Genomic DNA, 12,756 nt, shown 5'->3' with positions numbered 1-12,756 from the left:
CCGGCAGCACGCGCACGCGCCACCGGGAAGCGGGGAGAAAGCTCAGTACTCTTTGGACGGCTGCGGGAAGAGCTTTTCTGGCTCTTGCAGCACGCTGATCGCACCATCTTTGTCTTCAATTGATGTGGGCGTTTCGATCCAGCCGCCGGGATAGGACCCGTTGAGCGCATCAATGGTTGCGTGCATGGCCGCTTTACCCATTAAGAATGGCGAGGTGTTGACGGTTGCCGTGATGTTGCCAGCCGCGATTTCTTCAAGGCCAGAAGTGTCACCATCATTGCCCAAAAGGACGATATCATTGCGGCCAAGTGCTTTTGCAGCAAATGATGCCCCAATGATCATGTAGTCGTTCGCCGCAAAGATCATGTCGAGATCGGGGTTCGACTGCAGGATATCCATACCAGCAGTGTTGCCGCCTTCAACGTTCCATTTACCATCAATGGATACCACAACGTCGAAGTTATCATTGCCCTCGATACCGTCGAGGAAGCCGCCCACACGTTCGGTCGAGTGATAGCCAGGCTGCCCTTCGATAATGCCGACCTTCAGCGGTTGATCACCATAAGTTTCAATGGCCCAATCAGCGATAGCATGCGTGCCGTTACGCTGAGAGTACCCGACAACGCCATGAATTGGTGTCGGGAAGTTCGGGATGTCTGAGTTGATCATCAAAACTGCCATGCCCTTGTCGACGGCCTGCTTCAGCAGTGGTGCGGCAGCAAATTCATCGTGGGTACCAAAGATGATTGCATCCACATCCTGCGTCAGCACATCCTGGATCATTCCCATTTGGCCGTTGATGTCCGCACCGGACTGGGGCGCAAGCATGAAGACTTCGACCCCGGCCTCAGCAGCAACCGCTTTGATGCCTTCACCGATGGCGATGTAATAGTTGAACTCGGTCGCCGGCGGCATATACGCGATCCGGAACGTATCGTTCTTGGGTTCTATCGCATCGATTGGCGCTTGTGCCCCGTCCTCAAGTGGAACCGGTGTTGGATAATTTTCCGCCAGAGCGACCGTTGCCAGCGTGGCGAACCCCGCGACAAGCGTAGTGGTCATAAGCGTTTTCAACATAGTTTTCTCCTCCAGAAATTCGTCGGTTATCCTTTGAATGGCGCGTCGATCACGCCACGAACGCCGGGTTTCGCAGCAAAGAGGCCGCCGGATTCCGGTTCTTTTGTTAAAGCTGCGTCGTCACTCATCAGCCTTGAGGTCGTGATGAACAGCGTGTCGAGATCAGGGCCACCGAAAGCGCAACAGGTGGGCTTCCCGACCGGCACCTCGATCACGTGATCTATCGTGCCGTCAGGTGCGACGCGAACAACGCGATGGCCTTCCCATTCGGCGTTCCAGACGCCCCCTTCGGCATCGACACAGGACCCATCAGGCAAGCCAGGCTCATCATTGAAAGAAGCGTGCCGCCGACGGTTCGAAACGGTTCCACTGCGGGTGTCGTAATCAAATGCGACGATTTCCCGATCCGGGGTATCCGCGAAGTACATCGTCTCACCGTCGGACGTAAAGCAAGTCGAATTGGCGCAAGACACTCCTTCGATAATCGCCCGTACACTCAAATCCTTATCGACGCAGATGACTGACGAATCGGCCTTACCAGAAACTTCATTCATGCCTCCAACAATCAATCGCCCCTGGCGATCGGTTCGCCCGTCGTTAAGCCGTGTCTCCGGATTGTTCGGCTCGAATCGCGTCACGAGGGTTTCCTCGCTATTGGGCGAATCGAACAAGACAACTCGATCAGCATAAGCAACTATCAGACCGCCAGACGCGCGCGGCGCGAAGCAACACACGCGCTCCGGCATCTCATGAGAAGCGGATTCTGACGTTGCAGGATCAAATGACCAAAGCGCGCAGCCCTCAATGTCGGTCCACCAGATAAGGCCATCGGCGGGATTCCAGAAAATCCCTTCCCCGTGCTGGTTCTTACAATCGACGACCAACTCTGCGCGCACTTTTTTTCTCCTAAGTACACTCTGATATCTGATATACCAGCTTGCCTAATCTGGTGTATCAGATATCTTGCATCTGGCAACACCTTTTTTTGGAGATATCCTCAGATGGCGCTTGAGAGACCCAAGTCTTTGCGTGAACTCGCACTGGAACATTTGCGGAATAGTATTATCGATGGCTCCCTGAAAATGGGTCAGGTTTTGTCGGAGCGAAAAATCTCCGAAGAGCTGGGCGTATCGAAATCGCCAGTCCGCGAAGCACTCGCTCAACTACGTGACGAAGGGTTGGTCAGTATCGAGCCTCAAAAAGGCGCACGCGTTTTTTCGCTGTCTGAGCCGGAAGTGACTCAGATCTGCGATTTCAGACAGGCTATCGAAACTGCCGCCTTTGAACTTGCGTTGTTGCGGAACCCGGAAGGTCTTGCCGACGACATGCAGCGTGTCGTGAAGGATATGGAGAAAGAACGCAGGCGAGGCAATGAAAAGGGCTACCTTTCACTGGATACCACATTTCATCAGTTGATTTTTGAACATGCCGGTAACGATTATCTGACGGCCAGCTATACACGCTACATCGGTAAGATTGCCGCATTGCGAACCCATTTGGCGAAGCTGCCACAGCATACTGAGCTCTCCTTCGATGAGCATTCGAAAATCGCTATTGCCGTTCGCGAAGGTGACATGGCCAAAATCAAATCTCTTCTCACAGCGCATATTGACCGCACCAGACAAGCCTACAAAAGCGCCGCCATCGTCCTCGAAGGAGCGACCGCATCCTAGCAAAAACGTAGCTTCGTTGTGACGGGGGCGGGCCAGAACGGCGCCGCCCCTTTCTTTTGGGCACCTCACCGTCTTTTCTTTTTCAGTTGACATCTGAGATATCAGATGCCAATCAAAAAGCGGGAGGAAGCTTATATGACGCCAGCAATGAAACCTGACTCACTGGGGCTACAGCCACTGATCCAACTGGATCGGGTTGGCAAAAGCTTCGGCACGAACATTGTTTTGGATGGCGTCAACTTTGAATTGAGACCCGGCGAAGTTCACGCGCTATGCGGGGAAAACGGCGCCGGAAAATCCACCTGTCTCGGCCTGTTTTATGGACTTCACCAACCTTCTGCTGGGCGTATCCTGTGCGACGGCAAGGAACAGCGGGTCGAAAGCCCGTCGCATGCGCAATCCCTGGGCATCGGCTGTGTTTTCCAAGAGCTCAGCCTCGCTGGCGCGCTCTCTGTTGCGGAAAACATCTACGCGGGCCGCGTGCCCACCCGGTTTGGCGTAGTTGACTGGCCTGAACTGCGCCGCCGTGCGGAGGCGTTGCTGGCGGAATTCGGTCTGGATATCGACGTCTCAACACCCGTGGAAAACTTGCCAATTAGCTCCCGCCAGATTGTTGAAATCGCCAAGGCGCTGTCGTTGAATTCCCGCGTCCTTTTGCTGGATGAACCGACATCGGCATTGGCACCCGACGAAGTAGACGCACTATTCGAAATCCTAAAGTCCCTGACAAAGAAAGGGATTGGCATCGTCTATGTCAGCCACCATATGGCCGAGATTTTCCAGATATCGGATCGCATTACCGTTTTGCGAGATGGGCGCCACATCAGCACTTTACCGGTTTCGGAAACTTCTCAGGAACAAGTCGTTGCCGAGATGATCGGCGGCGCTCACCCCGGTGATGTCACGCGGTCAGGTAAGGTTAACGGTGAAGAGGTTTTGCAGGTCCAAGACCTAACCCATCTAGGTGAATTCGAAGACATTTCTTTCTCCATTAAAGCCGGAGAGATTGTAGGGATGGCAGGGTTGATGGGCGCTCGCCGCAGCGAGATTGTTCGATCGATTGTCGGGCTGATGCATGGCGCGACCGGGGAGATCAGACTTCACGGCAAGCCTGTTAACTTTGCGTCCTTGCGGCAGGCGATGCGTGCTGGAGTTGGGTTTGTTCCCGAGGAACGCAAGACTGAAGGCCTCTTTCTGGAGCAATCACTCAGCGACAACCTGATCGCGGCTAGTCTTTCCGATCATGCGTCTGCTGGGCTCATGCGTTCGGGCTCGATCAAAGCAGCCAGCCAAGCAGCCATTGACGCCTTCAGTGTCAAAACCAGCGGGATTAACGAACTTGTTGGTGATCTCTCAGGGGGCAATCAACAAAAGATAATGTTGGCCAAGTGGCTCAAACGCGCGCCAGCTCTTCTCATTATTGAGGAGCCCACAAAAGGGGTCGATGTCGGAGCCAAATTCCAAATCCACACGGAACTGTTGCGTCGAGCTGCAGAGGGAATGGCCATCCTCGTCGTGTCATCCGATTTTCCCGAACTTGTCTCTCTCTCAACCCGCATCCTTGTCGTCCACGACGGTCGCCTCATGGGAGACATCGCAGCCGCTGAGACAACCGAAACCACGCTTCTTCAAATGGCCGCTGGAAATTCCGTTCCAATTGTGGACGCACCCCAAACCAATCAATCAGGAGTCGCGACGTGACCATGACCGCTCAAGCCAACTTGCCCATGAAGCGTCCGCTGCTGCGCCGTGTTCTACAAGCTTTTGTCGATATTCGTGAACTGACGCTGATCGTTCTGATCGCCGCCATCATCATCGTGATGTCCAACGTTAATCCCTATTTCCTCAGCTTCTCGAACTTTCGAGCCGTGGCCGTGGGCATGGCCCCCACCGCGATCATCGTGATCGGTATGGCGATCCTACTTGCATCCGGCGGATTCGATCTTTCCGTTGGATCGGTTATGGCTTTGTCTTCTACCGTCGTAGCCATGCTGCTTTTGACTGGCATGCCAATTCCGCTCGCTGTGGTATGCGGATTAGTGTTGGGTGGAATTGTCGGGGTAGTGAACGGTTTGCTCGTGACCGGCCTCGGGATCAATCCGCTTATCGCGACCCTCGGCACGATGTCGATCGCGCGAGGCATCGCTCTTGTCCTGACCGAAGGTTTTTCTGTCTCAAGCCTGCCGGCATCATTTGCCTGGATCGGCAAAGCTGACATAGGCGGCTTTCCGGTAATCGTCTTGTTCACCATTCTGCTCGTCGTTCTGTTTGACCTGGCCGTCCGTCATACGCGCTTTTTCCGTCAGGTCTATTTCATCGGCGCCAATGAAAAGGCCGCGATGTTGTCAGGCATCCATGTCACACGCGTACGTATCATTCTGTACGCACTGACCGGTATTCTGGCTGCTTTGGCGGGTGTATTGCTGGCCTCCCGCCTGATGAGCGGCACGCCCACGGCAGGAAACGGTATCGAACTTCAGGTTCTGGCAGCGGCTGTCATCGGTGGCGCATCTCTACGCGGCGGCGAAGGTACTATTCTTGGTGCTTTCCTCGGCGTCGTTTTCGTTGCGTTGATCAACAACACTATGACGATGCTGGCTGTATCGATCTACTGGCAGATGATCGTCATCGGCGGTGTACTCGTTACAGCGGTCGCCTTGGACATGCTGATCCGAAGCAAACGGGGCTAATCCCGAAGCTTTCCAAAACTCAACAACAACCAAAGATCCAAAACAGGGAGACTACGATGACTGAATTGAACGTGAATCGGCGCAGGCTGCTGACAGCGGGCACCACCGCTGGATTGGCCGCAGCGTTCGGACTGCCCATGCTGTCCAAAGAAGCCATGGCGCAAGCGGCCGGCAAGGAGTATGTGTTCCTGTCCATCGTCACGCAGGTGCCGTTCTGGGTGGACTATCGAAATGCAATGGAAGACCTTGAGGAACTGATGGGCATCAAGGCCACATTCACGGGCCCCTTGGATTTCGACACGGCCGCACAAGCACGCCAATTGGATGAACTGATCGCAAGACGTCCCGCAGGCATCCTTATCTTCCCCGGTGATCCGGCCACTCTGGCCCCCGGCGTCGAACGTGCGGTCGAAGCGGGCATTCCGGTCACATGTTGTATTGGCGATATTCCCGACAGCCCCCGGTCCACATTCCTTGGTATCAATGGCGTTCAGGCAGGACGTGTCGGCGGCGAAATGCTCGCGCAAGCGATTGGCGGGAAAGGCAAGGTTATCCTCGGCACTTTCCCTGCGCCCTCCACATTGGAGCGGGTCGAGGGGTACAAACAAATCTTTGCTGAGAAATACCCGGATATCGAAGTGGTCGACGTCGTCAACGATAAGGCCGACCCTTCCTATGCGCCGACAGCCTACCTTCAGGCAATTCAGGCGAACCCGGATATTGTTGGCATTGGCGGCACGGACGGCGACAGCGGCAAAGGCGCGGCAATTGCAATCAATGAGGCGGGACGCAAGGACATCAAGATCGTCGCGATGGACCGAAATGATGATATGCTTCCCTATATCGAAGACGGCACAATTCACGGCGCTGTGGCTCAGAAATCCTATCTTGAGATCTTTCTCGCCTTCCACATGATGCATTGGCAGAACACTGACGCGCTGAAGGTCTTGCCCGATTGGAAGGCGGCTGGCATCAATCCTCTACCCGAGCGCGTTGAAACCGGGGTTATGCCGATTACTGCCGAGAACGTCGTCCAGTTCAAGCACACCTAAGCGATTGTCCCGGTGCATTCTATCGCGCCGGGAAACCGATAGGAGGGGGTTAAATGTTGGACCGATGGAGCGTTCTTCACCTGCAGCAAAACGATCTGCGGCTGACACTCCTGCCCGGCATCGGGGGCCGCTTATGGGATATAAACTTCCAAGGTCGCTCCCTCCTATTTCAGAACGCAGATCTCGACGGTTTGGATGTCGATGACACACGGCTTACTGATCTGCCCACACGCTCTCCACAATTTGGTTTTCCACTCTGGGGCGGCGAGAAGACTTGGATCGCCCCAGATGCGTCCTGGGTAAGCGGCGCTCCGTTTCCCGTGTTGGACAGCGGCTCTTACCAGATCACTTCTAGAAGCAGCACTCGTATCGACATGACCAGCGCATTATGCCCGACCTCGCACTTGTCAGTGTCGCGCCGCATCACGCTGACCTCTGCGGAAAGCTGGGAAATAGAACACATCGTGGTCAACCATGGGACCTCGTCGCGCCTGACTGGCATTTGGTCAGTCATGATGCTTAACACCCCCACCAAAATCGGTGTCGAGTTGGAAGACCCCGCGTTTTATCCTGTTTTTGGCTCTTCCGAAGGGATGATAGCGACGCACGGCAATGGCATTGTCGTGGATTGCAACAGACAGCAGGAATTCAAAGTCGGGTTACCGAACCCCAACGGTCGTACACTGATGCGGTGCGGCCCTAACACCCCGTTGCTAATGTGCTCGGTACCAGAACCTCAACAGGGCGATCAATTTGCACACGACTATCCGTTTGAGGTCTTTAATTCAGCCGATTACGCCTATTGCGAAGCGGAGTGGCACTCCCCGGCACGCAACCTCGCACCGAATGAAACGCTGAGTTTTCGGCAAACGTTCCGCGTCTTGACGGATGAAGATGCAACCCAAATGCCATTGGGACTCGCAAACAACAAGGAGTTCCTGTCATGCATGTCTTGATTACAGGCGCAGGCGGGCATCTCGGCCGCAAACTCTTCAACGCGCTAGAAAGCGACTCCGATTACACCGTCTCTGGCATCGACATCCGTCCCGTTGATCATCCCGACATTCACACAGCAGACCTGTCCGACGACAGCAGTTGGGTCAGTTTGCTTAAGGGAGTGGACGTTATCGTGCATCTAGCTGGTGACCGAGAGCCCTCCGCCACTTGGGCCTCGGCGATCAAACACAATATGGATGCAACGCTTTCTCTCTATCACCATGCGGCAGCCATGGGCGTCAGCCGCGTGGTTCTTGCCAGCTCCAACTGGGTTCACGGCGACAAAAGGTTCACGCAAGAGGTGCTCAACAGCACGACACCACCAGGGCCAGTAAACGCCTACGGCATGTCAAAGCTATTCTGTGAACGGACAGGGGCCTATTTCGCCGAGCATCACGGACTGTCGGTCATCTGCTTGCGCATCGGCTGGACGCAATGGACTCACAGCAACCAACCCGGCACACACATGGCGATGGGCCGGTGGGGTCAGGAAATGTGGTTGAGTGATCGGGACTTTCTAAGCGGAATGCGCGCCGCAATAGATGCCAAGGGTATTTCCTTCGCAGCCCTCAACCTAATGTCAGATAACCCGGGGATGCGCTGGAATATCACCGAAACACGGCAAGCGATTGGCTACTCTCCAATGGATGGAAGCCCCGCGAAAATAACATTGGGCATTTCCTTGAGATCCATGCTGCAGCGGCTGTTTACAGTCCGGCTCCCTAGTTATTTCACGACACGTTTTCCAGATTGGTAGAGTATAAGGCCCGGACATTGTTGCGTCTCGCATTCAGTTTCCGAAACCTCGCACCGAAGTAAGCGCTGAAAAGGTCATCTTTGTCCGCTTCGCGGTAGACGGAGAGCGACATAACGAGCGCCAGATTTGGCAACCATTGATGTTTGATACTTCGATAACAAACTGCAAACGTCGCTGAACGGGTGTTATCTGAAGCGATCTCTGGTTGAGTGCGAGCCTTATCTGCGGACCGAACGAACTATCATTTCAACCCCTCAGATATCATCCTTCCCACCACTTTCCTTTCGTGGCCAGCGGGATTTGGACAAGCCAAACGTCACTGGCCGTCAGGGTGAGGGCGCGGCCCTCCCCCTCGGGCAACCCTATTAGACAGGGCCGTGTCCTCGGCTGCGCCCGCGGTCCGCACCACCCCTGTCGAATAGCACTGCCTCGCCCCCTCCCGCGTTCGCCACGTGGCAGATCAGCAGGAACAGGCGCCTTCGGCGTCTGATCTGCAAATCAGCCCTGATTTCCTGGACGGAAGTCAGATCAAACGAAACAGTCTGCGGGAATACGAAAAAGGGGGTGTTGGGTCAGTTTATGACGCAAAGGTCAAATTCGTCTGACGTACAACAGGAAACCAATGGCGGACCGAGGAGGATTCGAACCCCCGACCCCTTGATTCGTAGTCAAGTACTCTATCCAGCTGAGCTATCGGTCCGCGTTGGTGAGGCGGTATTTAGACCCACGTCAGAGGACGTGCAAGCCGATTCTTCAAAAAACTTTTAAAAAGTCACGTCGCCCTGCGGCAGCCTGATTTCAAAGGTGGTTCCCTCCGGTCCGGTCTGGGTTAGAACCAAGTCGCCACCATGTCCTCGCACCAATTCTTGCGAGATGGCAAGCCCAAGGCCCGAGCCTCCTTTGCGCACCCCGCCTTGAAACGGAGTGAACAGGTTTTCGCGCGCTCGCGGGGGCAAACCAGGGCCGTTATCCCTGATCTCAACACACCAGTCATTGTCGTGTACGCAGCCGGCAATCGTGATTCGGCCCGGCTTTCCGGACGCCACCAGCGCCTGACGCGCGTTGCGCACCAGGTTCATCATCACGCGGAAAATCTGTTCGGGATCTGCGCGCGCCACGAGGTCTTTCGGAACCTCGTTCACAATCTCGACACAGGCATCAGCAATGGCGAGCTTTTCACTTGCCACAACATCCTCGGCCACGTCGCGCAAAGGCACCATTGTCAAGGTCGGTGCCGGCTCTTCCGCCCGACCAAACGCCAGCGTGTTTTCACACAGAGACACAGCCCGCGTGATCGAGTTGACCAGCTTCGGCGCCATGCGCCGCACCAGCGGATCATCGCTGGCCTCGATCCGATCAGTGAACAGCTGCGCCGACGTCAGGATGTTACGCAGGTCATGGCTGACCTTAGCCACAGCACCACCCAGCTGCGCCAGTCGTTCGCGCTGCTTCAAAGCTTGCGTCAGTTCGGTCTGTAACTGCTGCAGCGCCTCTTCAGCTTCGCGCAACTCGGTCACTTTGGAATTGGGCGAGATGATCCCGCGGGCATCTTCGGGGGCGCTTGCATAGCGCTGCATGTACCCCACGACGCCCTTGATCGGCTTCACCAGAACAACGCGCACGGCAAGGAACAGGAAAAACGCGGTGATAATTGAAATGACAAAGGACAGGCCCAGAATACGCAGGCCATAATCGGTCATCGCCATCCGCAGAGGCTTGCTGTCTGTCGTGACCTCGATCAGAAGACCTGCATCTTTGACCGGCTCACCAATCACGCGAATGACTTCGTTTTCAGGTGTGAACAGGCGCGACATGGCGTCCCGGATTAAAATCCACGGACCGGCATCGCGCAGATCATAGGTATTGGCGATCTGTTCGGGAATGGGCGAGGACAGCATCAGCTGTCGAATTTCATCGCGCCGCAGCACCACATTATACACGCCCGCGTTGACCAGCAATTCGGCCTCAAGGTCTTCGGCCAGCATATCATCGGCCAGCAAGGCCAGCGAGGCAATCTGCGCACGCTCTAGACGGTTCAGCAGGAAATCTTCGCGAAACCGCGCAATCGAAGGGACAAAGATCAACACCTCGGCCAACATGACGAAGACCGTCGTCAGGATCAGAAATCGGCCCGACAGCGAGTTCACTATACGCTCCTTTTCCGGTCAGGGTATCCAGCGTTGGACGAACCCGACCACTCGTTTAACCATTTGATTCTCAAATAGCCTTGGCGTGAAATAGGCACCTGCCACGCGTTTGTTAAGCTCTCCGATCGTCGGATAGGGCGAAATCATCGCAGCGATCTGCCCCATCTTCAGATTATTGGCGAGCGCCAGCGACCACAAGTTGATCAATTCGCCCGCCTGATGACCCACGATTGTGGCGCCCACGGGACGACCTTTTACGACCATGACCTTAATGAAGCCTTTCGTCTTGCGTTCGGTTATGGCGCGGTCGTTATGGTGATAGTCAAAGCGCGCGATCTCGACCCTGTCGCCATGCTGGTCGCGGGCTTGCGCCTCGGTCAGGCCGACCTGCGCCAGCTCCGGGTCCGTATAGGTGGCCCAGGGGATATGTGTCGATTTTGCCTTGGATGGCAGGCCAAACAAGGCCGAGCGGATGATGATCCCGGCATGATACCCGGCCACATGGGTGAATTGCAGCCCGCCCGCCACGTCGCCGATGGCATAGACCTTGCGGTTCGTGGTGCGCAGCGAGGCGTCCACCTTAATCCCGGTACGGGTTGGTTCGATCCCGGCGGCTTCCAGATTAAGGCGGTCGGTATTGGCCGTGCGCCCGGCGGCGATCAGCAGATGCGAGCCGGTGTAGATATCGCCATTCTCGGTCACGACATCGACCAGTCCGTTATTGTCCCTGATTTGGGCAACCATCGCCTGTTCATGCAGGGCTACACCTTCGGCGCGCAAAGTGTCCAACACAACAGCCGCCGCGTCAGGGTCATCCTTGCCCAGCGCCTGCATGCCTTCGATCACGGTCACCTCGCAACCAAGACGGATATGGGCCTGTGCCATCTCAAGCCCGATAGGGCCACCACCAATGATCAGCAGATGCTCGGGTTTTTCACGCAGCTCGAATATGGTTTCGTTGGTGTAATATGGCACCTGATCCAAACCCGGGATCGGCGGCACCAAAGGCGACGAGCCGGTGGCAATCACCACCCGTCGCGCAGTGATCAAGTGATCGCCCGCCTGCACCTGCGTGGGGGATACAAAGCTGCCGAATTCGCGTATCACTTTGACTCCGAAGCCTTCAAAGCGTTCCTGGCTGTCCATCGGTTCGATCTGGGATATCACGTCACGGACGTGATCCTTGGCAGCCGCATAATCCACTTGCGGCATCACGTCTACCACACCCATGGCTGCGGCATGGGCCTGCCCATAAGCTGTCTTGCCGCTGGCGATCAGCGCCTTGGAAGGTACACAGCCAAAATTCAGGCAGTCACCGCCCATCTTGTGACCTTCCAGCAAGATGACGTCGGCCCCCATCTGACTAGCCCCGGCAGCAACGGACAAGCCACCCGACCCGGCCCCGATCACCAGGATATCCGTCTTCAGTTCTTGCATGAGTTCAGGTGTCCTTTTTGCCGCGCAGGGCTTTGATAACTATCGGCAACGCGGCCAGCGCACACAAGCCCAGGATGGGGCCGATTACGAAGGGTTCCCACAGCAACGAGACATCCGGCGTCTCACCGCGGTCGAACACGCCACCCAAACCGACACCGATCCAGGTGTACACGATGCCGCCCGGAATGATGCCCAGCGCTGTGGTGATCAAGAAGTTGCGGAATTTCACCCCCACCAGTGCCGGCACCAGATTGGCGACAAAAAACGGCACAACCGGCACAAGACGCAGCAGGAACAGCACCGAGATTTCGTTCTCGCGCAGGCCGTCCTTGAGCTTTTTCACGGTGCCTTCCGAAGCCTCCAGCCGTGCGGTCAGGGATTCACCCAGCCCCCAACGCGCGGCCAGAAAGATCGCCGATGCACCGATGGTAGCTGCAAATACGTTAAAAACGGTTCCGGCAAAAAGGCCGAACAGAAACCCTCCGGTCATGGACGCCACAGCCGCGCCGGGCAGCGAAAAGGCGACGATGACGATGTAGATCGCCACAAAAGCACCCGCCATGGACCAATAATTCGCATCCCGCCACGCCAAAAGGGCTTCGCGGTTGTCACGCAACGTCTCGAACGTCAGATAATCGCCCACCGTAAAGAACCCCACCGCAGCCACGGCGAGAATCACCAGCAAAGGTACGTGTCGCGCAAGCCCTCTGCGCGGGGTCTGGGTGGTTTCGCTCATCAAGCTGTCCGGTTTGGTGCGTTTCATTCTGCCCCCAACATGCGCCGCGCAGGACCCTTACAACAGAGACCTCACGCGGCGTTGATACAAATGGCAGGTAATGTGAGGGTTTGAGGCCATAAAACCGCTATTTTGAAACCTTTTGCGTGACGCCGTACCAGAATTGTTGCAAAAGGCGTCAAAACCCCCAC

Annotated in this window: 11 protein-coding genes and 1 tRNA gene; 6 read left to right on the top strand and 6 right to left on the bottom strand. The window is 55.9% G+C overall.

From position 1 onward, the window contains the following. Positions 1–42 precede the first annotated feature (42 nt). Positions 43–1,077, bottom strand: a complete 1,035-nt coding sequence (locus ACR0LY_RS18410) for a sugar ABC transporter substrate-binding protein (protein WP_170351639.1) — start codon at positions 1,075–1,077, stop codon at positions 43–45. 26 nt (positions 1,078–1,103) lie between these two features. Next, positions 1,104–1,973 carry an SMP-30/gluconolactonase/LRE family protein gene (locus ACR0LY_RS18405; protein ID WP_170351640.1) on the bottom strand — a complete coding sequence of 290 codons (870 nt, stop codon included), beginning with the start codon at positions 1,971–1,973 and terminating at the stop codon, positions 1,104–1,106. A 105-nt stretch (positions 1,974–2,078) separates the two neighbouring features. On the opposite strand from ACR0LY_RS18405, the gene ACR0LY_RS18400 reads away from it, so the two are divergent. From ACR0LY_RS18400 to ACR0LY_RS18375, 6 genes are all read left to right on the top strand, one after another. Then, complete coding sequence (locus ACR0LY_RS18400) at positions 2,079–2,750, top strand: GntR family transcriptional regulator (RefSeq protein ID WP_010437239.1); 672 nt, start codon at positions 2,079–2,081, stop codon at positions 2,748–2,750. Between the two features lie 105 nt (positions 2,751–2,855). Continuing rightward, positions 2,856–4,451 (top strand): sugar ABC transporter ATP-binding protein, encoded by a 1,596-nt coding sequence (locus ACR0LY_RS18395; RefSeq protein ID WP_254440268.1) that lies wholly within the window; start codon positions 2,856–2,858, stop codon positions 4,449–4,451. A 2-nt stretch (positions 4,452–4,453) separates the two neighbouring features. After that, entirely contained in the window at positions 4,454–5,440 is a 987-nt protein-coding gene (locus ACR0LY_RS18390) for an ABC transporter permease (RefSeq protein WP_174818509.1), read from the top strand. Positions 5,441–5,496: 56 nt separating this feature from the next. After that, complete coding sequence (locus tag ACR0LY_RS18385) at positions 5,497–6,492, top strand: substrate-binding domain-containing protein (protein ID WP_170351641.1); 996 nt, start codon at positions 5,497–5,499, stop codon at positions 6,490–6,492. Positions 6,493–6,545: 53 nt separating this feature from the next. Beyond that, a complete protein-coding gene (locus ACR0LY_RS18380; RefSeq protein WP_170351642.1) occupies positions 6,546–7,448 on the top strand; it encodes a hypothetical protein in 903 nt (300 codons plus the stop codon). Further along, positions 7,436–8,245 carry an NAD-dependent epimerase/dehydratase family protein gene (locus ACR0LY_RS18375; RefSeq protein WP_170351643.1) on the top strand — a complete coding sequence of 270 codons (810 nt, stop codon included), beginning with the start codon at positions 7,436–7,438 and terminating at the stop codon, positions 8,243–8,245. Before ACR0LY_RS18380 ends, ACR0LY_RS18375 begins: the two co-directional genes overlap by 13 nt. Positions 8,246–8,868: 623 nt before the next feature. On the opposite strand, the gene ACR0LY_RS18370 is transcribed toward ACR0LY_RS18375, so the two are convergent. From ACR0LY_RS18370 to ACR0LY_RS18355, 4 genes are all read right to left on the bottom strand, one after another. Next, a tRNA-Arg gene (locus ACR0LY_RS18370) sits at positions 8,869–8,945 on the bottom strand. Between the two features lie 64 nt (positions 8,946–9,009). Then, positions 9,010–10,395, bottom strand: a complete 1,386-nt coding sequence (locus ACR0LY_RS18365; RefSeq protein ID WP_170351695.1) for a sensor histidine kinase — start codon at positions 10,393–10,395, stop codon at positions 9,010–9,012. Between the two features lie 15 nt (positions 10,396–10,410). Continuing rightward, positions 10,411–11,829 carry a dihydrolipoyl dehydrogenase family protein gene (locus ACR0LY_RS18360; RefSeq protein ID WP_170351644.1) on the bottom strand — a complete coding sequence of 473 codons (1,419 nt, stop codon included), beginning with the start codon at positions 11,827–11,829 and terminating at the stop codon, positions 10,411–10,413. Positions 11,830–11,833: 4 nt separating this feature from the next. Beyond that, positions 11,834–12,565, bottom strand: coding sequence for a TVP38/TMEM64 family protein (locus tag ACR0LY_RS18355; protein ID WP_170351696.1), 732 nt, complete (start codon positions 12,563–12,565; stop codon positions 11,834–11,836). Positions 12,566–12,756 lie beyond the last annotated feature (191 nt).

Source organism: Ruegeria sp. BC5, from assembly GCF_056539205.1.
This window is presented reverse-complemented; position numbering and strand designations above follow the sequence as displayed.

Bases quoted from the DNA above. Each gene is read 5' to 3' on its own strand.
- ACR0LY_RS18360 (WP_170351644.1), bottom strand. From the start codon at position 11,829: ATGCAAGAACTGAAGACGGATATCCTGGTGATCGGGGCCGGGTCGGGT.
- ACR0LY_RS18395 (WP_254440268.1), top strand. From the start codon at position 2,856: ATGCCAATCAAAAAGCGGGAGGAAGCTTATATGACGCCAGCAATGAAA.
- ACR0LY_RS18355 (WP_170351696.1), bottom strand. From the start codon at position 12,565: ATGAGCGAAACCACCCAGACCCCGCGCAGAGGGCTTGCGCGACACGTA.
- ACR0LY_RS18375 (WP_170351643.1), top strand. From the start codon at position 7,436: ATGCATGTCTTGATTACAGGCGCAGGCGGGCATCTCGGCCGCAAACTC.
- ACR0LY_RS18410 (WP_170351639.1), bottom strand. From the start codon at position 1,077: ATGTTGAAAACGCTTATGACCACTACGCTTGTCGCGGGGTTCGCCACG.
- ACR0LY_RS18400 (WP_010437239.1), top strand. From the start codon at position 2,079: ATGGCGCTTGAGAGACCCAAGTCTTTGCGTGAACTCGCACTGGAACAT.
- ACR0LY_RS18385 (WP_170351641.1), top strand. From the start codon at position 5,497: ATGACTGAATTGAACGTGAATCGGCGCAGGCTGCTGACAGCGGGCACC.
- ACR0LY_RS18380 (WP_170351642.1), top strand. From the start codon at position 6,546: ATGTTGGACCGATGGAGCGTTCTTCACCTGCAGCAAAACGATCTGCGG.
- ACR0LY_RS18390 (WP_174818509.1), top strand. From the start codon at position 4,454: ATGACCGCTCAAGCCAACTTGCCCATGAAGCGTCCGCTGCTGCGCCGT.